Source organism: Paenarthrobacter sp. NPDC058040 (assembly GCF_042885775.1).
Taxonomy (GTDB): Bacteria; Actinomycetota; Actinomycetes; order Actinomycetales; family Micrococcaceae; genus Arthrobacter.
In genome coordinates this window covers 36,008-60,691 of record NZ_JBHVRN010000008.1, presented here as the reverse complement: position 1 = coordinate 60,691, position 24,684 = coordinate 36,008, and the positions used below count along the sequence as shown (strand labels likewise).

The 24,684-nt window shown below is 64.3% G+C and carries 19 protein-coding genes and 1 riboswitch; of the genes, 3 read left to right on the top strand and 16 right to left on the bottom strand.

Annotated elements, in window-relative coordinates:
- Nucleotides 1–45: 45 nt before the first annotated feature.
- The 11 genes from rsfS to ACFVSJ_RS12520 form a co-directional block, all read right to left on the bottom strand.
- Nucleotides 46–453 carry a ribosome silencing factor gene (gene rsfS, locus ACFVSJ_RS12570; protein ID WP_387437131.1) on the bottom strand — a complete coding sequence of 136 codons (408 nt, stop codon included), beginning with the start codon at nt 451–453 and terminating at the stop codon, nt 46–48.
- Between the two features lie 59 nt (nt 454–512).
- The gene (locus tag ACFVSJ_RS12565; RefSeq protein WP_387437130.1) at nt 513–1,727 is read right to left on the bottom strand and encodes a hypothetical protein; all 1,215 of its coding nucleotides are present in this window, start codon (nt 1,725–1,727) and stop codon (nt 513–515) included.
- Nucleotides 1,728–1,734: 7 nt separating this feature from the next.
- Nucleotides 1,735–2,364 carry a nicotinate-nucleotide adenylyltransferase gene (nadD, locus tag ACFVSJ_RS12560; protein WP_387437346.1) on the bottom strand — a complete coding sequence of 210 codons (630 nt, stop codon included), beginning with the start codon at nt 2,362–2,364 and terminating at the stop codon, nt 1,735–1,737.
- 46 nt (nt 2,365–2,410) lie between these two features.
- Nucleotides 2,411–2,650 carry a hypothetical protein gene (locus tag ACFVSJ_RS12555; RefSeq protein ID WP_387437129.1) on the bottom strand — a complete coding sequence of 80 codons (240 nt, stop codon included), beginning with the start codon at nt 2,648–2,650 and terminating at the stop codon, nt 2,411–2,413.
- A gap of 82 nt (nt 2,651–2,732) precedes the next feature.
- Nucleotides 2,733–4,097 carry a glutamate-5-semialdehyde dehydrogenase gene (locus ACFVSJ_RS12550; protein WP_387437128.1) on the bottom strand — a complete coding sequence of 455 codons (1,365 nt, stop codon included), beginning with the start codon at nt 4,095–4,097 and terminating at the stop codon, nt 2,733–2,735.
- Nucleotides 4,094–5,272 (bottom strand): glutamate 5-kinase, encoded by a 1,179-nt coding sequence (proB, locus tag ACFVSJ_RS12545; RefSeq protein WP_387437127.1) that lies wholly within the window; start codon nt 5,270–5,272, stop codon nt 4,094–4,096. Before proB ends, ACFVSJ_RS12550 begins: the two co-directional genes overlap by 4 nt.
- Nucleotides 5,262–6,848, bottom strand: coding sequence for a GTPase ObgE (obgE, locus tag ACFVSJ_RS12540; RefSeq protein WP_387437126.1), 1,587 nt, complete (start codon nt 6,846–6,848; stop codon nt 5,262–5,264). The genes proB and obgE overlap by 11 nt, the downstream gene beginning before the upstream one ends.
- Before the next feature lie 136 nt (nt 6,849–6,984).
- Nucleotides 6,985–7,248 (bottom strand): 50S ribosomal protein L27, encoded by a 264-nt coding sequence (rpmA, locus tag ACFVSJ_RS12535; RefSeq protein ID WP_070347479.1) that lies wholly within the window; start codon nt 7,246–7,248, stop codon nt 6,985–6,987.
- A 60-nt stretch (nt 7,249–7,308) separates the two neighbouring features.
- Nucleotides 7,309–7,617: a 50S ribosomal protein L21 gene (gene rplU, locus ACFVSJ_RS12530; protein WP_021470684.1), complete on the bottom strand. Its 309-nt coding sequence runs from the start codon at nt 7,615–7,617 to the stop codon at nt 7,309–7,311.
- Nucleotides 7,618–7,959: 342 nt separating this feature from the next.
- Nucleotides 7,960–9,480, bottom strand: coding sequence for a bifunctional hydroxymethylpyrimidine kinase/phosphomethylpyrimidine kinase (gene thiD / locus ACFVSJ_RS12525; protein WP_387437125.1), 1,521 nt, complete (start codon nt 9,478–9,480; stop codon nt 7,960–7,962).
- Nucleotides 9,471–9,569, bottom strand: a riboswitch (TPP riboswitch). (Overlaps the previous gene by 10 nt.)
- 73 nt (nt 9,570–9,642) lie before the next feature.
- Nucleotides 9,643–12,927, bottom strand: a complete 3,285-nt coding sequence (locus ACFVSJ_RS12520) for an Rne/Rng family ribonuclease (RefSeq protein WP_387437124.1) — start codon at nt 12,925–12,927, stop codon at nt 9,643–9,645.
- A 479-nt stretch (nt 12,928–13,406) separates the two neighbouring features.
- On the opposite strand from ACFVSJ_RS12520, the gene ACFVSJ_RS12515 reads away from it, so the two are divergent.
- Nucleotides 13,407–14,078: a vitamin K epoxide reductase family protein gene (locus ACFVSJ_RS12515; protein WP_387437123.1), complete on the top strand. Its 672-nt coding sequence runs from the start codon at nt 13,407–13,409 to the stop codon at nt 14,076–14,078.
- 74 nt (nt 14,079–14,152) lie between these two features.
- On the opposite strand, the gene ndk is transcribed toward ACFVSJ_RS12515, so the two are convergent.
- From ndk to ileS, 4 genes are read right to left on the bottom strand one after another with little or no spacing between them, the layout of a single operon-like run.
- On the bottom strand, nt 14,153–14,569 hold the full coding sequence (gene ndk / locus ACFVSJ_RS12510) for a nucleoside-diphosphate kinase (RefSeq protein ID WP_387437122.1): 417 nt from the start codon (nt 14,567–14,569) through the stop codon (nt 14,153–14,155).
- 41 nt (nt 14,570–14,610) lie between these two features.
- Nucleotides 14,611–15,063, bottom strand: coding sequence for a DUF4233 domain-containing protein (locus ACFVSJ_RS12505; protein WP_387437121.1), 453 nt, complete (start codon nt 15,061–15,063; stop codon nt 14,611–14,613).
- A 2-nt stretch (nt 15,064–15,065) separates the two neighbouring features.
- The gene (locus ACFVSJ_RS12500) at nt 15,066–16,427 is read right to left on the bottom strand and encodes a bifunctional folylpolyglutamate synthase/dihydrofolate synthase (protein ID WP_387437120.1); all 1,362 of its coding nucleotides are present in this window, start codon (nt 16,425–16,427) and stop codon (nt 15,066–15,068) included.
- Between the two features lie 3 nt (nt 16,428–16,430).
- Entirely contained in the window at nt 16,431–19,721 is a 3,291-nt protein-coding gene (gene ileS / locus ACFVSJ_RS12495) for an isoleucine--tRNA ligase (RefSeq protein ID WP_387437119.1), read from the bottom strand.
- A gap of 330 nt (nt 19,722–20,051) precedes the next feature.
- On the opposite strand from ileS, the gene ACFVSJ_RS12490 reads away from it, so the two are divergent.
- Complete coding sequence (locus ACFVSJ_RS12490; RefSeq protein WP_387437118.1) at nt 20,052–21,080, top strand: endonuclease/exonuclease/phosphatase family protein; 1,029 nt, start codon at nt 20,052–20,054, stop codon at nt 21,078–21,080.
- A 13-nt stretch (nt 21,081–21,093) separates the two neighbouring features.
- Here ACFVSJ_RS12490 and ACFVSJ_RS12485 read toward each other — a convergent pair whose 3' ends face one another.
- Nucleotides 21,094–21,861 carry an SDR family oxidoreductase gene (locus ACFVSJ_RS12485; RefSeq protein ID WP_387437117.1) on the bottom strand — a complete coding sequence of 256 codons (768 nt, stop codon included), beginning with the start codon at nt 21,859–21,861 and terminating at the stop codon, nt 21,094–21,096.
- A 73-nt stretch (nt 21,862–21,934) separates the two neighbouring features.
- Between ACFVSJ_RS12485 and valS the strand changes: the two genes are divergently transcribed.
- The gene (gene valS / locus ACFVSJ_RS12480) at nt 21,935–24,556 is read left to right on the top strand and encodes a valine--tRNA ligase (RefSeq protein ID WP_387437116.1); all 2,622 of its coding nucleotides are present in this window, start codon (nt 21,935–21,937) and stop codon (nt 24,554–24,556) included.
- Nucleotides 24,557–24,684: the final 128 nt, after the last annotated feature.

Sequence of the window (24,684 nt, the reverse complement as noted above, 5' to 3'; positions counted from 1 at the left end):
GCATTTCCGATAATTCCAAATCGGGCATATTCCGAGGTGAAATGCCTAGGAGGCGTCGGAATCCTCGCCAGCCACGGCCTTGGCCGAGGCATCGTCACCGAGCTCGAGGTCCACCACCGGGCAGTCCTTCCACAGGCGCTCAAGGGCGTAAAACACGCGGTCCTCGGCGTGCTGGACATGGATCACAATGTCGGCGTAGTCCAGGAGCACCCAACGGCCCTCGGAACGGCCTTCACGGCGCACCGGACGAAGGTCCTGCTTCAGGAGTTCCTCCTCGATGCCGTCCACGATCGCATTGACCTGGCGTTCTGTGGGGGCTGAGGCGATCAGGAAGACGTCGGTCAGCGCCAGGCGTTCACTGACATCCAGGGCGACGATGTCCTCGGCAAGCTTCTCTGCCGCGGCCCGCGCAGCGTGGCGGGCGAGGGTGATGGATTGTTCGTGTGCAGACACAGGGACTCCTTGTTATGGCCAATTGGCCTTTGATGGCCTAAGCCGTATTTCCAGCGGAACTAGCCGCTCGTGATCATGATGATGCCGACGATGAGTGCCACAAGCCCCAACGCGAGGACTCCATATTGCAGCAGGCGGCTGCGCTGCGCCCTGGCGAGGCCGGCGGTGCCGGCATCGAGGGGATCCAGCCCATAGGCGGTTCGTGCCGACACGGGCGGACGCTCGGCTTCATGCCCCGGATCGACGACGGCGGCATTGCGCTTGCGCGCGTTCCTGGCCACCGCTTCGGCACGGGCAAGCACCCCGGCCCGGCCCCGGGAGGGGCGTCCGTTACCCGCCGGCGGTTCGGTTTTCGGTTTGGGCGACGTCACGAGCGGCACGAACGTCGTGCTCGGACGCTTCATCACCGGCCGCTCGATGCCGGGTACCTTGACGAACTCGAGCGGCGTGACCATAGCGAGGTTGTTCGCGGTGGACGGGCCGGACTCGGCAGCGGTCGCCGTGCCTTCCGCCTTTTCCGACGAGGACTTTTCGGGCACCGCACGCTCGGCCAGCTTCTGCTTGGCTGCGGCCCTCTTGTTCAGGACAGCCGCACGCTCGGCCAGGGCGATTTGCTGGGCGAGGACTTCGGGATCCACCGCAAGTGGGTCCTGGTCCGCGATGTGTTCCAGCTTGGCAGTCTGGTTTTGCACCTGGGCAGCAATCAGCTCACGGACCGCAAGGGCCTGTTCCACCGACATTTCAGGCCCGGCCGACTCCTCCGGAGCAGGCTTTTCCGCTGGTTTGGCCGTGGAGCCTGCGCCGGAACCGGGAACTTCAGCTGGACCGGCAACGTCAGCAGGTTTCCCACCTGCCGGCGGAACTATGGGGTTGGCGGACGTCGCCACTTCAGCCTGGAGCTGCTGCAACCGAAGCTGACGCCTCGTGGGCGGTCCACCCCCGGAGAGCTGCTCTTCCTTGTCGGCCAGTTCCTTGATGGTCCGCAAAGCGGCCCTGTCACGGGCGCGGATCTGCGATGAGCGCTCAGGCGCAGCCGCCGTTACGGCATCCACAGGCACGTCCGCAGCGCGACGGTTGCGCCCGTTGCCTTCGGTTTGCTGTGCTTTGGCGGCATCGGCAGCCTTCGGAGCGGCCGCAGCTTGTGCTGCCGGTGCAGCTTGGGAAACTGGCGGCGGGCCGGCGGTATCCAGCGGCTGGTTGGCCTGTTCCTGCTCTTCCCGGGCGCGGCGAAGCTCACGCCTGCTACGGATGGGTCGCTGTTCCTGGCTGCTCATTCAAAACTCATTCAGTACGTGCTTGGTCGTCTGATCCGGTCAGCGCTGGTGCCAACTCGCCGGCACTGCTTCCTGGTGCGTACAGTCCATACTTTGCGATGTACTGCACCACACCATCCGGTACGAGGTACCAGACAGGATTTCCTTCATTCACCCGGTCGCGGCAGTCCGTTGAAGAGATGGCCATGGCCGGAACCTCGAGCAGGCTGACATCGTCCCGGCCCAGGTTGTGCAGCTCGTGTCCGGGCCGCGTCACACCTACAAAGTGGGCCAGGGACCAGAGCTCATCGACGTCTTTCCAGGACAGGATTTGTGCCAAGGCGTCCGCGCCCGTAATGAAGAACAGATCGGCATCCGGACGCTGGTGGCGGAGATCACGCAGGGTGTCGATGGTGTATGTAGGGCCAGGACGGTCCACATCCACCCGGCTCACAGTGAACCTGGGGTTGGAGGCCGTGGCGATGACCGTCATCAGGTACCGATGCTCGGGCTTGCTGACTTTCTTGCTGGACTTTTGCCACGGCTGTCCCGTGGGCACGAAGACAACTTCATCCAGGTCGAACTTGGCAGCGACCTCGCTCGCAGCCACAAGGTGGCCGTGATGGATGGGATCGAACGTTCCACCCATCACGCCCAGACGGAGCCTGCGCCCCGAATCCCCACGCGGTGTTGCAGCGATGATGTTAGTGGCCCGGGTTGTGCGTGTGCTTGTTCGGGTGCTGGCGGTGCGGGTCAGCGTGCTCTTCCACGGCCTCGTGGCGGTTGCCGAGGTTGGTGTAGGAGAGGGCCACGAACATGAGGACCAGCAGGAGGGCGAACATGACGATGCCAAAGACCCACGGCTCTGCCCACAGAGGCGCAGCTTCCTCGTGGCCGCCCTCGGTTTGCGCGGCAATGGATATGGCGATCTGCTGAAACAGCATCTTCTCCCCTAGTTGGTTCTCAAAGGATGACGACGGCGGGCCTTCCCGCCGTTTCGGACTTCTGTTCTATGTTACAGCGTTGCTAGCCGCGGACTTGGCCTTCACCCTGGACAATCCACTTGGTGGTGGTCAGCTCGGTCAGGCCCATGGGTCCGCGGGCGTGGAGCTTCTGCGTAGAGATGCCTACCTCGGCACCCAAACCAAGCTCACCGCCGTCCGTAAAGCGCGTGGAGGCGTTGACGATCACTGCCGCGGAATCCACCTCGGCAATGAATTTCTCCGCATTGGCCAGGTTGTTGGTCAGGATCGCCTCAGTGTGGCCAGTGGTCCAGGTGCGGATGTGCTTGACGGCGTCATCCAGGTTATCCACCATGGCAACGGCAAGGTCAAGGTCCATGTATTCGGTGGCCCAATCGTCGTCGTCAGCCGGTACGGTTTCGACGTCCGCGCCCAAGGCTGCCGCGATCCTTTCGTCCACGTGAAGGGTGACGCCGGCGGAACGCAGCGCCTTCGCCACGGCGGGAAGCACCGTGGATCCCGAGTGCACCAGGAGCGTTTCCACGGTGTTGCAAACACTGGGCCGCTGGGTTTTGGCGTTGAGCAGGATATCCACGGCCATTTCTTCGCCGGCGGACTCGTCGATGAAGATATGGACGTTGCCCTCACCAGTCTCAATAACGGGCACGGAAGAGTTGGTGACGACGGTTTGGATCAGGTCCCGTCCACCGCGGGGAATAAGCACGTCCACCTTGCCGCGGGCACGCATGAGCACGTTGGCACCCTCGCGGCCGAACTGGTCTACGGTCTGGACAGCGTCTGCCGGCAGGCCCACTGAATCCAAGGCTTCGCGGAGGATGCGCACCAGCGCCTCATTGGTGTTGGCTGCTGCCGATCCGCCACGCAGGATCACCGCATTGCCGCTCTTCAGGGCAAGCCCGGCGATGTCCACAGTAACGTTGGGGCGGGCTTCGTAAATGGCGGCCACAACTCCCATGGGAACGTTGACCTGGCGCAGGCGCAGGCCGTTGGGCAGGGTCTGCCCACGGACCACGTTGCCCACGGGATCGGGCAGCCCGGCAAGGTTTTCCAGAGCCGCAACCAAGCCATCGATTCGGGCGGGAGTCAGCGTCAGCCGGTCCAGGAGCGCGGCGGACGTTCCGTTGGCGCGTCCGGCCGCCACATCCTTGGCGTTGGCTTCGAGGACATGCTTCTGCTGGTCAAGCAGGGCGGCGCCGATGGCCCGCAAAGCGCGGTCCTTCCAGGCGCGGTTGGCCTGGCCCATACGGCGGGCGGCTTTGCGGGAGCGGTCGGCAATCGCGTAGACAGCTGACTGGACGTCCTCCGGCGTGACCGGCACAGCGCCTGCCGCAGGGCTCTCCGGCGTTTGGCCGGCGGAACCGGAAACGTCGGAAATCACAGGGGCGTCAGGGGTCAGCGCTTCAGTCATGCTCCAAGTTTAGATGAGCGGGCGCTCCTGAGGAGCACCAGGTCGTCAACATGAACAACTTCGCGGTCGTAGCCCCGGCCCATGGCCTGGCCCAGTTCCTGCGTGGACCGTCCCAGCATCCTCGGCAGCTCATCCGAGGAGTAGTTCACCAGCCCCCGTGCCACCACGGCGCCATCCAGGCCCACCATCTCCACCGGGTCCCCGGCTTCGAAGTCCCCCGAAACCTCGGCAATGCCAGCGGGCAGGAGTGACCTGTGCCGTTCGCGCACGGCCTTCACTGCGCCGTCGTCGAGCACCAAACGGCCGCGGACCGTGGCCAGGTGTGCCAGCCACAAGAGACGGACAGGCTTGCGGTTTCCGTTGACGGCGAACCAGGTTCCCACGTCCCCGCCGGACAGCGCCGCGGCGGCGTTGGCCGTCGAGGTGACCAGCGCGTGGATGCCCGATCCGGCCGCGATGGACGCGGCCTCGACCTTGGTCATCATGCCACCGGTACCCACACCGGCCTTTCCGGCCTTCCCGATGGTGACGCCTTCGAGGTCCTGCGGGCCACGGACCAACGGAATGCGCTGCGCACCCTGGGATGGCGGTCCGTCGTAGAGGGCATCGACGTCGGAAAGCAGCACCAGCGCGTCGGCGCGGACCAGGTGGGCCACCAGGGCGGCGAGGCGGTCATTGTCGCCGAAACGGATTTCGTGGGTTGCCACGGTGTCGTTTTCATTGACAACCGGTACCACTCCGAGGTTGAGCAAGCGGTCCAAGGCCCTGAAGGCGTTGGTGTGCTGCGTCCGGCGCATCAGGTCGTCGGCGGTAAGGAGGACCTGGCTGACGGTGACGCCGTGGGCGCTGAACGCCTGTGTGTAGCGGGCCATCAGCAGGCCCTGTCCCACGCTTGCCGCTGCCTGCTGGGTGGCCAGGTCCTTGGGACGCTTGGCCAGGCCCAGAGGGGCAAGGCCGGCAGCAATGGCGCCGGATGAAACCAGGATGATCTCTGCACCGGCGTTCCGCTTCTCCGCCAGTGCGTTGACCAAACCCGTCAACGACTTTTCGGAGATCCCGCCCTTGATGCTGGTCAACGACGATGAACCGACCTTGACCACGATCCTCTTCGCAGAGGCAAGTGCGTGCCGTTCGTGGATGTCAGGTTGCGGAGTTTCGACGGTTTTAGTCGTCATCACCGGTGTCCAGGTTGCTTTCCTTGATGGGCTGGGCACGACGGCGGCTGACGGACTCCGTCCAGATGCCCGCCTTACGCTCGGCTTCCAGTTCGGCGCGGGCGGCAGCCTTGGCCTCGCGGCGCTCGATCTGTTCCTCACGCTTCTGGGAACGGGTAGGACGATCGCCGATGTCCGCAACCCGGATGTCCGTGCCACGCGGCGTGGCCAGCAGTTCTGCACCTGCCATCATGGTGGGCTCCCAGTCGAAGACCACGCCGTCGTCCTCGCCGATGACCACGGTGTCGCCCGGCTTGGCACCGACCTTGAAGAGTTCGGTTTCCACGCCAAGCTTGGCCAGGCGGTCGGCGAGGTAGCCGATGGCTTCTTCGTTGGTGAAGTCCGTCTGCTTGACCCAGCGCACAGGCTTCTCACCCAGCACGCGGAACAGCGGTTCGAGGTTCTTTTCCTCGCGGCGGATCCGGAAGCCCGATTCATTGACAGCGCGGGGACGGAGTACCGGCGGGGCAACCTTCGGTGGGGCAATCTCCACCGCATCACGGGCTGCCTTGACGATTTCGGCCATCGCAAAACTGAGCGGGCGCAGGCCCTCGTGGCTCGTGGCGGAAACTTCGAAGACGCGGTAGCCGCGGGCTTCCAGGTCCGGGCGGACGAACTCGGCCATGTCCTTGCCGTCGGGCAGGTCCACCTTGTTCAAGACCACGAGTTTGGGGCGCTCATTCAGGGGAACAACTTCCCCGTCGACGCCGGCATAGCTCATGTCCACGGCGTACTTTTCGAGTTCGGCCTCGATGATGGCCAGGTCGGAGAGCGGATCGCGGTCGGACTCCAGGGTCCCGCAGTCGAGGACATGGACCAGGGCAGCGCAACGCTCAACGTGGCGCAGGAAGTTGTGGCCAAGGCCCTTGCCCTCGCTGGCGCCTTCGATCAACCCGGGAACATCGGCAATGGTGAAGCGGACGTCGCCAGCCTGCACCACGCCCAGGTTGGGGATCAGGGTGGTAAATGGATAGTCCGCGATCTTGGGGCGGGCTGCGGACATGGCTGCGATGAGGCTGGACTTGCCGGCAGACGGGAAACCGACCAAGGCAATATCGGCAATGGACTTCAATTCCAGGACGATGTCGCTGGAATCGCCTTCGATGCCCAGCAGGGCGAAACCGGGCGCGCGTCGCTTCTGCGAAGACAACGAGGCATTGCCGAGGCCGCCTTGGCCGCCGGCGGCGGCGATGTACTCGGTTCCTTCGCCTACCAAGTCAGCCAGGACATCGCCGTCCTTGGTTTTCACAACAGTGCCGTCGGGCACCGGCAGGACCAGGGTTTCGCCGTTCTTGCCGCCACGCCAGTCGCCCATGCCGGGACCGCCGTTGGTGGCATGCCGGTGCGGTGCGTGGTGGTAGTCCAGCAGCGTCGTTGTTTGCGAGGACACACGGAGGATGACGTCGCCGCCATTTCCGCCGTTGCCGCCGTCGGGACCGCCGAGTGGCTTGAATTTTTCACGCTTGACGGAGACACAGCCGTGGCCGCCGGTTCCGCCTGAAACGTGCAGGACTACCCGGTCTACAAAGCTCGCCACGTTTATCTCCTCTGTTGCTGTAAACAGCGCGAATGCCATGTCCGGCGCGCACCGGGCGCCCCGAACGATTGTAATGCGGTTAAAAGAACGGTGGAGCGGGCCTTTTGGGCCCGCTCCACCGGTTCAGAACTTGTTGTTACTCTGCAGCTGCAGCAGCAACGATGTTCACTACGCGACGGCCGCGGCGAGTGCCGAACTCAACCGCTCCAGCCTGGAGTGCGAACAGGGTGTCGTCGCCACCGCGACCGACGCCTGCACCGGGGTGGAAGTGGGTTCCACGCTGGCGAACGATGATTTCGCCTGCGGAAACTACCTGGCCACCGAAACGCTTGACGCCGAGGCGCTGTGCGTTGGAGTCACGACCGTTGCGAGTGGAGCTCGCGCCTTTTTTGTGTGCCATGTGTAATGCCTGCCTCTAAATATCTGGGGAAACTGAAAATCTGAACTGCGTAAGGAAAAGTTACGCGATGCTCGTGATCTTGATCTTGGTCAGTTCCTGACGGTGACCCTGGCGCTTCTTGTAGCCGGTCTTGTTCTTGAACTTCTGGATGACGATCTTCGGACCGCGGAGGTCCTCCAGGATCTCGGCCGTGACCTTCACCTTGGCCAGGTCCGCAGCAGCGGACGTGACCTTGTCGCCGTCAACCAGGAGCAAGGCGGGCAGCTCAAGCGTGCTGCCGGCTCCACCGGGGACGCGGTTCAGCGTTACGTAGTCTCCAACGGAAACCTTTTCTTGGCGGCCGCCTGCGCGGACAATCGCGTACACCACTTGGGTACTCACTTCTCTCGACGTTTCTTACTAAATTTGCGTGCGGAACTCGAACCGGAATCAGGCCTGGTTCACGCTGTGCCTCAACGCCGTGGACTCCAGATCGAAGCCCGCGAGTCATCCCGTGAATAATTCCAGGGGGCATAACCCAAGTGTTGGCGTAAGCACCGAAGATCAAGATTACGCTAGTTCGACCCTCGGCTGCAAATGAGGCCGGGTCCGGAAGCCACCACGTGACGCTAGTCACCAGTAGGAACGGACTTTCCCGGCACCGTGCCCGTACAGCCTACAGGCTCGGGGACGGTTTGCCGGGAATTCACCCTGCGACGCGCGGGAAGGCCGTTACGCGTACAACCGCGGAGCATCGAAGAACGCCGTCTCGTACCGGCACGAATGGGCGAAGGCCTCCACCATGGCCGTCTGTTCCTGGTTTGAGGCAGCGACGGCGGCCGCATCCGTGAAGCCGATGGCCTTGCGGGTGGCTTCGGCGAAATCTTCATCAGCGTAGGTTTTGAGCCAATCGGCGTACGCGTGGTCCGACGGAGACCCTGCTTTGACGTAGTTGGCGTGCAGTTGGTGCCCCACTTCGGCGTAGAGCCAGTAGCAAGGCAGGATTGCCGCCAGCAGCACGCCGTAGCTTGCCGAAGCCGAAGCGGCCAGGAGGTGGTCCACGTAGGCTTTGGTCACGGGTCCAGTGTGGGTGGCGGCCTGACGGGTGCTCAACCAGTTCCTGTGCAGCTCGGACTCCACCTCGAGGCAAAGCTGCGAAGACCTGGCCCAGAACAATTGCTCGTCCTCGGTGGGAGCGAGGGCTCCAGCCCGCGCCAGCACCCGCGAGTAGCCGTTGAGATACAGGGCGTCCTGCGCCAAGTAATAGTTGAATTGCTGCTCTGGAAGGCTGCCCGACTCCAGGCCCTGGATGAACTCGAGGCCGTAGATGGCCTCCAGCTCAGGAGCGGCCTCGTCCCACAGGCGGGCGGCGAAGTCGCCTGGGTCTGCGGTGCGGTGCGCTTGGTGGAAGTGGTTGATGGGGCCGCTGCCCCTGCCCACCTCGAGCACATCTGCCGCAGCCAAGGCCTGCAACAGCCAGGGCTTGACCTCCCGCAGGGACGCTTCCCAGTCCCCTTTGCGTGCCTGGACGGTAGCCAAGGCAGAAGACAACGAGCAGCCCGTTCCGTGGCTGTTCGTGGTATCGATTCGGGGACCGGCAACATCTATGACATCCTGGCGCAGCAAACCACTGGTGTTCACCAGCGCATCCGGGCACTCAGCACCCGCCAGGTGGCCGCCCTTGACCAACACTGTATTGCCGCATTCGGCGGCCAGTCTCTTGCCCTGGTCAAGGGCCGACGCCCAATCCTGCGCCCCGGGTTCGCCCAGGAGCATGGCCAGTTCCGGGATGTTGGGCGTGATGAGGTCAGCCAGTGGAAGAAGCTGACGTAGTGCCGCCTCGGCCGACTCCCGGAGCAGGCGGTCGCCACTGGTGGCCACCATGACGGGATCGAGGACCACGACGGCGGGCCGCACCTTTTCGAGCCACGCGCGCACCTCTTCGATCACCTCGGCGTCACCGAGCATCCCGATCTTGACGGCATCGATGGAGACGTCGGTGCTGATGGCCTCCAACTGCTGGCGCAGGAATTCCACGGGCGGAACGTGGACGGCGGTAACGCCCAGCGTGTTTTGGGCAGTGAGGGCCGTGACCACGGCCATGCCGTAGCCTCCGTGGGCCGCGATGCTCTTGAGGTCGGCCTGGATGCCCGCGCCACCGGAGGGGTCGGAGCCGGCGATGCTGAGGACCCGGGGGTACCTACGGCGGGCTCCGGCCACGGCGTAGACAGCTGAATTCAACGATGAAGTCATGGGGACATCCCTTCGCCGGTGCTAGCCGGACAGGTTCAACGGGTCTGGATCTCAGCCTGGCCCATCGCCTGGCACCCCGTGTCAGTGACCAAGCCTAACGGACGGAGGGTCCGGCAGTAGTTACTGCCGGACCCTCCGCCGGTTACATGTCGCTGGTTGCGCCTAGAGTTCCGAGGCCGGTACCCCTACGCCGAGGATGATCGGCTCGGAAACAGCCGATTCCTTCTTGGCAGGCTCTTGCGGCGCCTTGGCTTCATGGGCCGTTCCTCCTGCCGTGGAGGCGGACACGTCATGGTGCTCCACAGTGGTTTCGTTGGCAGCACCCTGCGCCCGGCTGGCGCTCCGGTTCCGGCGACCCCGCCGGCCACGGGCGCGGACGGACGGATCGGTCTCCTCGGCGGTGTCCTGGTGGACCGGGGCCGTTTCGGCCTGAACGACGTCGACGGCGGCAGCCTCGGCGTTGCTTTCGACGGCCGTGCTTTCGACGGCCGCGGGGCCTCCGCCGAGGTGGGAGAAGGCCTCAGCCAGCAGGTCCAGTGTCATTGCGGGCTTCGCCGATTCCGGCTCATCGTGGTGTTCGACGAACGGCAGCGCAACTTCCTCGCCGCCGAACCGAAGCACGGGCGTGCTGCGCGGGCTTTCCTCGCCTGCCCCGGAGGCCAATGCTTCTCCGGCATTCTCCGGAATGCCCGAGCCACCGGCGGCAGCGGCAGCGGCGCGTGCTTCCTCTTCGGCCCGGTGAACCTCGTCATCGTGCAAGTGGGCAGCGTGCGCCGCAGCGGCAATGGTGGCTAAGGCTGCCCTGGTCGCCTGTGCCTTGGCCTCGCGGGCCGGGTCCACGGTTTCGGGAGCCGTCGACGAAGGCGCGGTCGACACGGCGGTGTGGACCGGCGTCGAACCTTCTGCCGGCTGCCCGCCCCCCTTGCCGCGGCGACGCTTGCGTTCCGTCCGGGCCGAAGGCTGCTGCTGCGTCTCCGCGTGCGGACGGTGCTGCTCGGCGGCCACAACGTTGGCGCGGCGGTGCTCGACGGGCTCATCGTGCGTCACGACGCCCCGTCCGGCACAGTGCTCGCACTGCTCGCCAAAGACTTCCAGCAGGCCCGTCCCCATGCGCTTGCGCGTCATCTGCACCAAACCAAGGGACGTAACTTCCGCTACCTGGTGCTTGGTACGGTCGCGGCCAAGGCACTCAACCAGACGGCGCAGCACCAGGTCCCGGTTGGACTCGAGCACCATGTCGATGAAGTCGATCACGATGATGCCGCCGATATCGCGCAGGCGGAGCTGGCGGACCACTTCCTCGGCAGCCTCAAGGTTGTTCTTGGTGACAGTCTCTTCCAGGTTTCCACCGCTGCCGGTGAACTTGCCCGTGTTGACGTCAACCACAGTCATGGCTTCGGTACGGTCGATGACCAAGGATCCACCCGAGGGCAGGAAGACCTTGCGCTCCAGGGCCTTGTGGATCTGCTCGTCGATGCGCCATGCCGAGAAGATGTCCTGGTCCTTGGTCCATTTCTCCAGGCGGCCCACCAAATCCGGGGCCACGTAAGTCACATACGCCTCAATGGTGTCCCACGCGTCGTCGCCGGAGACGATCAGCTTGGAGAAGTCCTCGTTGAAGACGTCGCGGACCACCTTGATGGTCAGATCGGGCTCGCCGTACAGCAATTCGGGTGCCAGGACCTTGGTGGAAGATGCCTGGCCCTCGATGCCTTCCCACTGCGCACGAAGGCGGTTGATGTCGTGGGTCAGTTCCTCCTCCGAGGCGCCTTCGGCGGCGGTACGGACAATGACACCGGCATTCTCCGGCAAACGATCCTTGAGGATGCGCTTGAGGCGGTTGCGTTCGACGTCAGGCAGTTTGCGCGAGATGCCGGTCATGGAGCCACCCGGCACGTACACCAGGTAGCGGCCCGGGAGGGAAATCTGGCTGGTCAGGCGCGCGCCCTTGTGGCCCACGGGGTCCTTGGTGACCTGCACCAGCACGGAGTCACCGGACTTCAGGGCATTCTCGATCCTGCGGGGCTGGCCCTCAAGGTTGACGGCGTCCCAGTTCACCTCGCCGGCGTAGAGCACGGCATTGCGCCCGCGTCCAATATCCACAAAGGCCGCTTCCATGGACGGAAGCACGTTCTGCACCTTGCCAAGGTAGACGTTGCCAATCAGCGAGTCCTGCTGGGTCTTGGAGACAAAGTGCTCAGCCAGGACGCCGTCTTCAAGGACGCCGATCTGGATCCTGTCGTCGCGCTGGCGCACGATCATTTGCCGGTCGACGGACTCGCGGCGGGCAAGGAACTCGGCCTCGGTGATCACCTGGCGGCGGCGACCTGTCTCCCGGGACTCCCGGCGGCGCTGCTTCTTGGCCTCAAGCCGCGTGGAGCCCTTGACGCTCGCAACCCGGTTGGAGCCGGCGGACTCGGTGACGGGCCGGGGGGCACGGACCCGGGTCACCGTGTTGGGCGGATCGTCGTCCGAGCCGCCCGTCAGTTCGAGGTCCTGGTCGCCACGGCGGCGGCGACGGCGCCGACGCGACGTGACGCCCTCTTCCAGCGGCTCGGCGGCCGGCGACTCGTCATCATCCGGTTCCTCGTCCGACTCCTCGGACCCGTTCTCCTCACGGTCCACTCCGCGGCGTCCGCGGCGGCCACGGTTACGGCGGCGGCGACGGCTTCCGGATTCTTCGAGTTCGTTGTCGCCGTTGTCCTCCTGGGCTTCGCCGGCCTCGTCATCTTTTTCCTCGGCTGCTGCCGGGCGCACGACCGTGCTGAGGTCCGGCGCCTGGAAAATCATGGAGGTGATGGAGACGGGCTCCAGGAACAACGAAGACGAGCCGGGCGTGGCCTCCGAGTCGGGTTCCGGGGACGTTTCCGATGCCTGGGTGGTGGCGGCAGCTTCGGTGGCCGGCTCGGCGGCTGCGCCGCCTGCCGCGGTGGCCGGTTCGGCGGCTTTGCCGGCGTCCGCGGTGGCCGGTTCGGCGGCTGCGCCGCCTGCCGGCTCGTTGGTTGCGGCTGCTTCGGCCTCCGGCTCGTTGGTTGCGTCTGCTGCTGCCTCAGCCTTGGGCTTCGTCGTCCGACGACGGCGGACCGGCTTTTCCGGGGCAGTCGCGGCTTCTGCTTCGGGCTGGGTTTCTGCTTCAGGTTGGGTTGCCGGTTCGGCGGCGTCTCCGAGGCCCGGAAGGGTTTCGGCCGGTTCGGCCTTCTTACGGGCGCGGCTGCGGCGGGCCGGGGCTTTGGGGGTCTCGTCCGCGGCCGTGGTGGTTTCGGCCTCAGGCGCGGCGGCTGGTTCAGCCGCGACGTCCGAAGCGTCCTGTGCCGGGGCGTCAGTGGACTTTACCGTGGCCTTGCGCGGCGTGCGTGTGGCCCTGGCGCGGGTGGCCTTCTTCGGCGCTTCAGCTGCTTCCTCGGAAACTGCCTGATCATTAACGGCTACAACGTGGTCATTATCCATATGTGGCAACACTCCTGCCCCAGCGACACCGCCACATCCGGCGCCCAGTGGGGCAAATATTGTCAAAACCCGCAGGCGTTGACAGAAGTCGGTAGTATTCCTCCCGGTTCGCACCATCATTGGGGTGCGGCAGCCCTGGAAGGCCAGTGCCTCAGTTCTGGAACCCGTTGTTCTGCTGCCACAACCAGGTGCCGTCCATTGTCATGGCGGGCGTACCGAGGATCAGGCGATCCGGGCATGCCCAGCTCATGCTGGCGGTCTTGGGAACAAGTCACCGGACCGGACGACGAATGTGGATCGACTCCCGGCCATGTTCATTCTCTCACACGCCTACACATTCGAGTGGTAGGGAGGTGTGTCGATCTGCCCTGCCCCACCTTCCGGAAGCTGGGCGCCACCTCCAGCATGCGGGGTTAGAATCCTCCCAAGAGCCGTTCCCGGCAGCGCCGGGCCACCTGTCGAAAAGGATCACATCAGGGATGCCAAGCACCGCCAAGGGAAACCTGGACCACCAGTCTTCCGTCCCCGTCGAAGGACGGGACCCGCAACCGGACACACTGCCCGCGATGGTACGCAACAGGCCGTTTGGCTGGCTTTTGCTGGCCACCGGCATCATCGGCTGGCTGGCCTCCGGGGCACTCGTGCTGGAAAAACTCCAAGTGCTTCAAGACCCCAACCACATCACTGCGTGCGATGTGAATCCGTGGATCTCATGCGGCGCGGTCATGAAGACCTGGCAGAGTTCCCTGTTCGGATTCCCCAACATGTTCATCGGCATCGTTGCCTTTGCCGTCATCATCACCACGGCAATGGGGCTTCTCTCCGGGGCCAGGTTCGCCCGTGGTTACTGGATCGGGCTCCAGACCGGCGTGACGCTGGGCTTTATCTTCGTGGTCTGGTTGTGGTCGCAAGCGCTGTATTCCATCAACGTGCTCTGCCCGTTCTGCATGGTGGTGTGGGCCGTCATGATCCCCATGTTCGTGTGGGTCACCATCCGGAACCTGAGCCACGGTGTCATCAAGGCCCCTGCCCCGCTGGTCAAGCTGCTGGGCGATTCGGGATGGATCATCGTGGCGTTGCTCTACGTTGCCGTCATTGCAACGATCTTCTTCGCCTTCCTCCACGTTTTCGCCGGGACGTCCGGCTACTAGGATTCCGGCTTCCAAACGCAGAAGGTCCCGCGTTCCTTTGAACACGGGACCTTCTGCGTTTGTACTTTCGGGCTCTACTCGAACCAGATCTTGATTTCGCGCTCGGCAGACTCGACGGAGTCCGAGCCGTGGACCAGGTTCTGCTGGACGGCCAGGCCCCAGTCGCGGCCAAAGTCGCCACGGATGGTACCCGGGGCCGCCGTAGTGGGGTCAGTGGTTCCGGCCAGCGAACGGAAGCCCTCAATGACGCGGTGGCCTTCGAAGACTGCTGCCACCACGGGGCCGCTCAGCATGAACTCAACCAGCGGCTCATAAAACGGCTTGCCCACATGCTCTTCGTAGTGCAGTTCGAGGAGTTCGCGGGTCGCGTTGACCTTCTTGAGGTCTGCCAGCGTGTAGCCCTTGGCCTCAATGCGGGCGAGGATGCTCCCGCTGAGGTTGCGGGCGACGCCGTCGGGCTTGACCAGGACGAGGGTCCGTTCAATGCTCACAGTTGCTCCAATGTGGTTGCTTGGTGGGTTTCCCAGCCAGTTTACGGGGTTTGCGGCCCTGTTCCGTCACGGTGTGCTGCGTCCCATTCCGCCTGCTCACGGTCCCGTTGCGCCACTTCGCGGTCGATCCTCATTCCGGTCCTGATCCCGTACCACCAGCAGACGGCAAAGAGGAGGCCCACAATGAACATGGTGGGCTCAGCCAGGCCGGTGAGGATCAGCACGATCTGCAATGCCCAGCCGAGGCCGATACCCCAGGGCTTGGACAGGACGGCGCATGTCAGGACCAGGATGACGCTGAGGGCAATGCCGACTCCCAGGATGATTCCGGGCGCCACTTCGCCGCGCTTCAGCCCGAAAACCACCAATGTGCCAAAGAAAGCAACGAAGGCTTCGAGAAGCAGGACGGTGGAGCCGAACATCACCTTGGTGGACCGACGCTTCTTTGGCATTCCCGGGCGCCACTCGCGCTGCGCCTTGGTCAGCTTTGCCATGCTCAGGCACCGGCCTTTCCGAGCAGGATGCGGGCCTCTGCCACCAGCGTGATCGAGCCGGTGACCAGGACACCACCTGCAAGGTCGTCGTTGGATTCTGATCGCTCCACAGCCCACTCCAGGGCGTCGTCGAGCTTTTCCGCAATGTGCACGTTCTCCTCGCCGAAGCCAAGGTCCACCGCAAGCTCTGCGAGTTCGGCAGCAGGGATGGCCCGCGGCGAGTTGGACTGCGTGAAGCAGAACTCTTCAGCGAGGTCACCCAACTGCTCTTTGAGGGTCTTGAGGATCTCCTCCGCGTCCTTCTCCTGGAGGATGCCGACCACCACGACGAGTTTGCTGAAACTGAACGCTTCGTGAATGGCTTCAGCCGAAACCCTGATGCCGTCCGGGTTGTGCGCTGCATCCACCACGATGGTCGGAGCGGTACGCACTACTTCCAAGCGCCCCGGTGAGCTCACGTTGCCGAAGGCCTCCCGCAGCACGTCAGCGTCAAGCTCCTTCTCTCCCCCGCCGAAGAACGCTTCGAGCGCAGCAACGGCGACGGCGGCATTCTCCGCCTGGTGTGCGCCATGGAGGGGAAGCAGCAGGTCTTCGTAGCGTCCGGCAAGGCCCTGGATGGTCACCACTTGACCGCCAACGGCGACGCTGCGCGACTCCACGCCGAACTCAACGCCCTCAAAGCGGAAGGGAACATCCACTTCGCGGGCCTTGTCCAGGAGGACCTGGGCTGCGTCGACCGGCTGCGCGGCGCTGACCAGGAAACCACCGGGCTTGATGATGCCGGCCTTCTCGTAAGCGATGTCCTCCGTGGTGTCGCCCAGGAGGTCCGTGTGGTCCAAGGAGATCGGGGTGATCACCGATACTTGGCCGTCGCCGACGTTGGTGGCGTCGGTAATGCCACCCAGTCCCACTTCGAACACGGCCACGTCAACGGGCTGGTCTGCGAAGATCGCGAAGCCCAGGATAGTGACGCACTCGAAATAGGTCAGCCGCGGTTGGTTCTCCGCGCGGAGCTCGTTGTCCACGATCTCCAGGTATGGCCGGATCTCGTCCCAGATCCGGACGAAGGTCTCGTCCGGAACCGGCTCACCGTTGATGCTGATGCGCTCGGTGACCTTGGACAAGTGCGGGCTGGTGTACCGGCCCGTGCTGAGGCCGTGGGCACGCAGGCCGGCCTCGATCATCCGGGCTGTAGAGGTCTTGCCGTTGGTGCCGGTGATGTGGATGATCGGGTAGGCCTTATTGGGCTCGCCCAGGACGTCCATCGCACGGAACAACGGAGCAAGACGCGGTTCCATCTTGTTCTCCGGGGCGCGCCCCAGCAGTTCGGCGTAAACGCTCTCTACCGAGAATTCGTCGGTCATGACTCAGGCCCCTGCCTTTGCAACGGTGATCTGCGGTTCGTCGGCGTTGGAAACGAGAACGTCCAGTTCAAGCGTCAAGGTCTCGGTCTTCACCAATTCCGCGTTGGCATTCAGGGCGTCAACGACGTCCTGCCCGGCCTCCACAGTGGTCTTGATGCGGTCGCTGACGTTCAGTCCGGCGTCCTTTCGGGCCTGCTGGATGGCACGGACCATGTCGCGGGCCAATCCTTCGGCAGCGAGTTCAGGCGTCACCTCCGTGTTGAGGACCACGAATCCGCCACCCGGCAGGACGCCTGCCGCGGCGGCAGCACCGCCGTCGGCCGTTTCGGCCACCACCGTCTCCAGGGTGTATTCCTGGGGCTCCAGCTCAAGGCCGCCAGCAACCACCACACCGGCATCGTTCACGGACCAGTCGCCGGACTTGGAGCCCTTGATGGCTTGCTGGACGTTCTTGCCCAGGCGCGGACCAGCCGCGCGGGCGTTGACCACCAGTTTCTGCTCGATGCCGAACTCTTCCGGCGATGCCGACGCGGCGTCGAGGAGGCGCACCGAACGCAGGTTCAGTTCATCAGCGACGACGGCGGCAAAGCCTTCCAGCGCATCTGCACCAGGTGCAACCACCGTCAGTTCCTGCAGCGGCAGCCGGACGCGCAGGTTTGCTGCCTTGCGCAGGCTGGATCCCGTGGAGCAAATCTGCTGGACACGGTCCATGGCTTCCACGAGGTCCGGATTGGCCGGGAACAGCGATGCCTCGGGCCAGTCGGCCAGATGCACCGAGCGGCCACCGGTCAGCCCGCGCCAGATCTCTTCCGTGACAAGCGGCAGCAAGGAGGCCGAAACCCGGCACACAGCTTCCACGGCCGTGTACAGGGCGTCGAAAGCGTCCACATTCTCGTCGAAGAAACGCTGGCGGCTGCGGCGGACGTACCAATTGGTGAGCATGTCCAGGTAGCTGCGCAGCTCATCGCAGGCACCGGAGATGTCGTAAGTGTCCAGGCTCTCCGTGACCTTGCGGACCAAATCGCCCGTGTTGGCCATGAGGTACTGGTCCATGGTGTCGGCGTAACCGTCGTAGCGCAGCTGCGCGTCATAGCCGGCCCCACCATTGGCCGCGTTCGTGTACAGCGTGAAGAAGCTGTAAACGTTCCACAGAGGCAGGATGACCTGACGGACGCCATCGCGGATGCCCTGCTCGGTGACGATCAGGTTTCCGCCACGCAGGATCGGACTGGACATCAGGAACCAGCGCATCGCGTCCGAACCGTCGCGGTCCAGGACCTCCGAGACATCCGGGTAGTTGCGCAGGCTCTTGGACATCTTCTGGCCATCCGAGCCAAGCACGATGCCGTGGCTGATGACGTTGCGGAACGCGGGACGGTCAAACAGGGCCGTGGACAGGATGTGCAGCATGTAGAACCAGCCGCGCGTCTGGCCGATGTACTCCACGATGAAGTCCGCGGGGTTGTGGGTGTCGAACCACTCCTCGTTCTGGAACGGGTAGTGCACCTGGCCATAGGGCATCGACCCGGAGTCGAACCAGACATCGAGGACGTCTTCCACGCGGCGCATGGTGGACTTGCCCGTGGGGTCGTCCGGGTTGGGCCGAGTGAGTTCATCGATGAACGGCCGGTGCAGGTCCACCTGGCCGTCGTTGTTGACCGGAAGGCGGCCGAAGTCAGCTTCGAGGTCCGCGAGGGAACCGTAGACATCCGTGCGGGGATACTCGGGATCGTCCGACTGCCACACGGGGATGGGAGAACCCCAGTAGCGGTTGCGGCTGATGGACCAGTCCCGGGCATTCTCCAGCCACTTGCCGAACTGGCCGTCCTTGACGTTGCCGGGGATCCAGTTGATCTCCTGGTTCAGCTCGGACATGCGGTCCTTGAACTTGGTGACCTCCACGTACCAGGAGGACACAGCGCGGTAGATCAGCGGGTTACGGCAGCGCCAGCAGTGCGGGTAGCTGTGCTCGTAGCTCGCTTGGCGCACAAGGCGACCGTCGGCGCGCAGCACCTGGGTGATTGGCTTGTTGGCGTCGAAGACCTGCAGGCCAACGATGTCGGCGAGCCTGCCGTGGGAGAACAGCGCGAGGAACTTTGCGCCCTCATCAACGGACAAGACAACCGGGATGCCGGCGTCTTCACAGACCTTCTGGTCGTCTTCACCGTAGGCAGGAGCCTGGTGGACGATGCCCGTACCGTCCGTGGTGGTGACGTAATCGGCCACGAGGATGCGCCAGGCGTTCTGGGTTCCGTACTTCTCGGCGTCGGCGAAGTCGTCCCACAGCGGTTGGTACTCGAGGCCCTCCAGCTGGGAGCCGGTGTAGGTGGCGGTAACGGCGGCCGTTGCGGCAGCAGCGTCGTCGTAACCGAGATCCTTCGCGTAGGCACCCAAGAGGTCAGCTGCCAGGAGGAAGCTCCCTGTTACCGGAACTTCGGGAGAAGCTGCCTTAATGCCGTTCGGACCGGCTGGCACCACTGCATAGGAGATATCGGGCCCGACGGCGAGCGCCAGGTTGGTGGGCAGCGTCCAGGGCGTGGTGGTCCACGCCAGTGCCTGGACTCCTGCGAGTGCTTTGGAAACCTCGGACTCCCCTGCCTTGATGGGGAAGGTGACCGTGACTGTCTGGTCCTGGCGGTTCTTGTAGACGTCGTCGTCCATGCGCAGCTCGTGGTTGGAGAGCGGCGTTTCGTCCTTCCAGCAGTACGGAAGGACGCGGTAGCCGTTGTAGGTCAGGCCTTTTTCGTGGAGCTGCTTGAACGCCCAGAGCACCGACTCCATGTATTCGACGTTGAGGGTCTTGTAGTCGTTGTCGAAGTCCACCCAGCGGGCCTGACGGGTGACGTAGGCCTTCCATTCGTTGGCGTACTTCATCACTGAGGCACGGCAGGCGTCGTTGAATTTGTCGATGCCCATGGCTTCGATCTGGGTCTTGTCGGTCATGCCCAGTTGCTTCATGGCTTCCAGTTCGGCTGGCAGGCCGTGGGTGTCCCAGCCGAAGCGGCGCTCCACTCGCTTGCCCCGCTGGGTCTGGTAACGGCCTACGAGGTCCTTGGCGTAGCCGGTCAGCAGGTGACCGTAGTGCGGGAGGCCGTTGGCGAAGGGAGGGCCGTCGTAGAAGACGAACTCGTTGCTGCCATCCTTGCCGGCGTCGCGCTGGTCGATGCTCGCTTGGAAGGTACCGTCCTGGTCCCAGTATTTGAGGATGCGCTCTTCGATGTCCGGGAACTTCACGGAAGCTGACACGCCTTGGGCTGCGGAAGGCGATGCGGAGGCCTTGGGGTAGTGGGTCATCTCGAATCCTGGTGATAGCTGGTTGACTGTCAGGATGCGAGGACGGCTCCCATGCCGCCTTTCGACAGCCCGGGTACCGCGGTACCACCTCACTTACCGGAACGTGGCGCTCCGGCCTCTCATTACTGCTGTAACGGGCTTACCCGTCCGGTTCTACTGGGCTCCGCCCGCCTTGTGGACGTTCAGTGCTGTTCTTCCGGAAGCTCGCCGGTGATGGCCGGGTCGAAGCTGGTTATCAAAGTCTAGCGGCAGCGGAGCCACATCGACCACTTGCAGGTTCATCCTCTGGGTGGACGGGTCTGCGGGACGTGGCTGCATAGACTCGGGCGCATGACTGAACCTGCCGCCTTGGCCCCGGCTGCCCGTCGTGGGCACCGCACAGCTTCGCCTGCTTGGTCCGTTTTCGCAGTCCTCGTGGCGTTGCCTGTGGCGAGCCTGTCCCTCTTCCGTGCGATTCCGGCTGACTGGCCTTTGCTGGTGGTCCAAGCACTGGCCTTCACCCCGTGGCTGGTGGTGCCGGCAGCTGCGGCCCTGGTGCTTGCCTTGTTGGGGCGGCGCCGCTGGATGGCGGTGGCGACGGCGGTCCTCCTGGCCGTGCAACTGTTCTGGCTGTTTCCGCTCGACTACGGCCGGCCGGTTGCCTTGCAGGACGGGACCGCGACCGTCCCATTGAAGGTCATGAGCATCAACACCGAATTCGGCGAAGCCGACGCGGCCACGATCGTGCGATTGGTCCGTGACGATGGTGTCCAGTTGCTTGCCCTCCAGGAGTTTTCCCCGGAGTTGCAGGACCGGCTCAGCGCCGAGGGCCTTGATGCCCTGTTGGCGCACAGGATCAGCGCCCCCAATGACGACGGATCCGGCGCCGCCGTGTACTCGGTCTTTCCTTTGTCGGCCGAGGGACTCTTGCCGGATACGCCGTTCCGGATGGCTGCAACCCGTGTTGTAGTGGAAGGTTCCGGGACCAAGGCGGCGTTGACACTGACCAACGTCCACACACTGCCGCCCGTGGATGATCGCATTGGGCAGTGGCGCAGCGACCTTCTCAAGATCTCGCGCCAGGCCGGGAGCCAAGGCAACCAGTTGCTGATGGGCGACTACAACGCCACGTACGACCACTCCGAGTTCAGGGCACTCCTGGACCAGGGAAGTGCCGGCCACAAACTGGTAGACGCAGGCACGGCCACGTGGGGAAGGCTGTCCCCCACGTGGCCCATGGAAGGTCCACCCCTGCCGGGCGTCGTGATTGACCATGTGGTTACCTCGCCGCGCATCGGCAGCAGCGGATATTCGGTGCACAACGTTCCGGGCACGGATCACGCCGCCATCATGGCGCAACTCAGCATTCCAGCCGGCTAGGGCTGCAGGTAGGTCAGTCCTGCTTGCGGACCAGCTTGTGGTTGGCTGCTTGGGCCACAGGACGGATCACGATCTCGTCCAGGTTGATGTGGTGGGGCAGGGAGACCGCGTACCTGACCACGTCAGCGACGTCGTCGGCCGTCAGCGGCTTCTCCACTCCGGCGTAGACCTTGGCTGCGGCGTCCTTGTCCCCCAAACGGTTCAGCGCGAACTCCTCCGTGTGGACCAGTCCCGGGGCCACCTCGATCACCCGGATGTTGTTTCCCACTTCCTCCAGCCTGAGTGCGTTGGTCACGGCGTGCTGGGCGAACTTGGCCGCGTTGTACCCGGCACCTCCCTCGTAGGCGGCGAGTCCCGCGGTGGACGTCAGGTTGAGCACTGTGCCTTCGCCGTTTTCGCGAAGCATGGGCAGGAAGGCGCGGGTGATCTTCATGGTGCCAACCACATTGACTTGGTACATCCAGTCCCAGTCCCCGGTGTCCGCATTGGCGATCGTGTCCGCGCCGCGGGCGCCGCCGGCGATGTTGATGAGGGTATCGGCTCCCCCGTCCTTGGTGACGGCCGCAAGCAGGGCGGCGACGTCGTCGTCGCTGGTCACATCGGCGGGGAAGGCGATGGCGCCGGTCGCGGCACCCAGGGCCTTCAGCCTGTCCGCCCGGCGGGCGACGGCGTACACCTTCCACCCCGTGGCTGCGAGGGCGCGAACCGTCGCTTCTCCGATTCCCGTGCTCGCGCCGGTTACAACTGCCGTTTTGCTCTGAGTCTGTGCTGCCGAAGTCATGGCTCAACACTATCTTTGCGCCGGCGTCCTCCCGAAGGCGGGCTGTAACTCCGGGCCATGAAACAATTGGTCCATGGCTGAATCAACGCAGGGTACAGACACGCCCGCCACCGCCCCCATCAACGTTCCCGACAAGCCGGCCTTGGAAGGCCTCGAAGCTGCCCTGACGCGGCGCTGGCTCGAGGAAGGAACTTACAAGTTCAACCCGGACACCACCCGGGAGCAGGTCTACTCGATCGACACTCCCCCGCCAACCGCCTCGGGTTCCCTCCACGTCGGCCACATGTTCTCCTTCACCCAGACGGACGTCCAGGCGCGCTACATGCGCATGACCGGCAAGAACGTCTTCTACCCCATGGGTTGGGACGACAACGGCCTGCCCACCGAGCGCCGCGTCCAGAACTACTATGGCGTCCGCTGCGATCCCGCCATCCCCTATAACGCCGACTACCGCCCGCCTGCGCAGCCGGCCAAGAACCAGCGCGATTTCGACGTCGTTTCGCGCCAGAACTTCATCGAACTGTGCGAGGAACTCGCCGTAGAGGACGAGAAGGTCTTCGAGAACCTCTTCCAGACGCTCGGCCTGTCCGTGGACTGGAACCTGACGTACCGCACCATTGACGACACCTCCCGCGCAGTGTCCCAGCGCGCCTTCCTGGCCAACCTCGCTGCCGGCGACGCCTACATGGCCGAAGCCCCAACGCTGTGGGACGTCACGTTCCGCACGGCAGTGGCACAGGCCGAACTCGAGGACCGTGAGGTACCGGGCGCCTACTACCGCTACCCGTTCTTCACCGAAGACGGCGAAAAGATCTTCATCGAGACCACCCGCCCCGAACTGCTTGCTGCTTGCGCGGCGCTGGTGGCAAATCCCGAGGACGAGCGGTACCAGCCGTACTTCGGCAAGACCGTGAAGTCCCCGTTGTTCGACGTGGAGCTCGAAGTCAAGGCACATCCGCTCGCCAAGGCGGACAAGGGTTCCGGCATCGCCATGGTGTGTACCTTCGGTGACCTCACCGACGTCACGTGGTGGCGCGAACTCCAGCTGCCCACGCGCGCCATCATGGGCCGGGACGGCCGCATCATCGCCGAGACTCCGGAGTGGATCACCACGGAGGCAGGCAAGGAAGCCTACGCTGCCATCGCGGGCAAGACGGCGTTCTCGGCAAAGGAAGCCGTGGTTGAGCTCCTCACGGCGGCGGATCTGCTGGACGGCGAACCGAAGAAGATCACCCACCCCGTCAACTTCTTCGAAAAAGGCGACAAGCCCCTGGAAGTTGTCACCTCCCGCCAGTGGTACATCCGCAACGGTGGGCGGGACGAAGACCGCCGTGAGCGGCTGATCGGCCGGGGCCAGGAAATCGACTTCCACCCGTCCTTCATGCGTTCCCGCTACGAGAACTGGATTGCCGGCCTGAATGGCGACTGGCTGGTCTCCCGCCAGCGCTTCTTCGGCGTGCCGATCCCCGTTTGGTACCCGTTGGACGCCCAGGGCAACCCGGACTACGACAACCCGATCCTGCCCTCGGACTCCATGCTTCCGGTGGATCCGGCCGCCGACGCAGCGCCTGGCTTTGACGAGTCGCAACGCGACCAAGCCAATGGCTTCACCGGCGACGCCGATGTCCTGGACACCTGGGCCACGTCTTCCCTGACGCCGCAGATCGTGGGCGGATGGAGCCGTGACGAGGCCTTGTTCTCCAAGGTCTACCCGTTCGACCTCCGTCCCCAGGGCCACGACATCATCCGTACGTGGCTGTTCTCCTCGGCAGTCCGCGCCGACGCACTCCAGAAGAGCGCTCCGTGGAAGCACGCCGCAATCTCCGGCTGGATCCTTGACCCGGACCGGAAGAAGATGTCCAAGTCCAAGGGCAACGTTGTGGTCCCCACCGATGTCCTGAACGAGTACGGTTCTGACGCCGTCCGGTACTGGGCAGCATCGGCCAAGCTCGGGGCGGACACGGCCTACGAGATCGCGCAAATGAAGATCGGCCGGCGTTTGGCCATCAAGCTCCTCAACGCGTCCAAGTTCGTCCTGAACCTCGGCGCCACCGAAAACTCGGTGGTCTCCAGCGACCTCTCGGTGCTCTCCAACCCGCTGGACCGGGCCCTGCTGGCCCAGCTCTCCGACGTCGTTGCGCAGGCCACCAAAGCTTTCGACAACTACGACTACGCCCGCGCGCTCCAGATCACGGAATCGTTCTTCTGGCAGTTCACGGACGACTACGTCGAACTCATCAAGGACCGTGCCTACGGTGCAGCCGGTGAGGCCGAGCAGGCATCCGTGCTTGCGGCCCTCGCCACCACGCTGGATTCACTCCTGCGCCTGTTCGCTCCGTTCCTGCCCTTCGCCACCGAAGAGGTCTGGAGCTGGTGGCGGACCGGTTCGGTGCACCGCGCCGCATGGCCGGCGGCCCTGGAAATCGCCGACGGCGACACCACCATGCTGGGCACGGTCGGTCTGGCGTTGAGCGGCATCCGCAAGGCCAAGTCCGAGGCCAAGGTCAAGCAGCGCACCGAGGTGTTGTCCGCGAACATTTCCGCCACGGAAGTCCTCCTCGCACAGCTCAAGGCAGGTTTGGGTGATCTGAAGGCTGCTGCCAATGCGCAGGAGATCACACTTCAGTCCGGTGAGGGCGACTTGACGGTCAGCGACGTTGTCCTGGTGCCCGCCGAGGAAACCCCGGCCACGTAAGGCACGAAAAATCCATCCCGGGATGTTTCCGGGCAAAGGGGAAGCCCCATCAGCGTTTTGCCGTTGGTGGGGCTTCGACTTTTCGGCTGTCCGGTGACGACTCGACAGTCTGGCGGAATCCTCTGACT